Origin of the sequence: Vibrio splendidus 12E03, assembly GCF_000272105.2 — a bacterium.
In the GTDB taxonomy this organism is placed as follows: domain Bacteria; phylum Pseudomonadota; class Gammaproteobacteria; order Enterobacterales; family Vibrionaceae; genus Vibrio; species Vibrio splendidus_I.
Genome location: NZ_AJZD02000064.1, coordinates 1 through 337, shown reverse-complemented (window position 1 = coordinate 337; position 337 = coordinate 1). Strand labels below are relative to the sequence as shown.

The following is a 337-nucleotide window of genomic DNA, read 5'->3' as shown; positions in this document are numbered from 1 at the left end:
GCAACAAGCCCTCCACCTTCTAGCATTAGAGCCTGTGTCCGAAACGTTTGCCGACCTCAATAGCTATGGTTTTAGGCCAAATCGCAGCACGGCTGACGCTGTCAGTCAGTGCTTCAAATGTTTGGCTCTAAAGCAATCAGCGAAATGGATTCTTGAGGGAGATATTAAAGCTTGCTTCGACAAAATCGGGCATGAATGGCTGATGGACAATATCACTGTAGATAAACGAATGTTAGAGCAATGGTTAAAATCTGGCTATGTAGATAAGGGCCTGTTCTACGATACCGAAGAAGGTACACCTCAAGGCGGAATAATATCTCCAACCTTGATGCTAATG

The 337-nt window shown here is 44.8% G+C and carries 1 protein-coding gene; it reads left to right on the top strand.

Annotation, left to right across the window (positions count from 1 at the left end; all coding sequences use genetic code 11):
* The coding region (locus A142_RS05950) for a reverse transcriptase domain-containing protein (RefSeq protein ID WP_032545362.1) at positions 1-337 on the top strand (337 nt) is incomplete at both ends.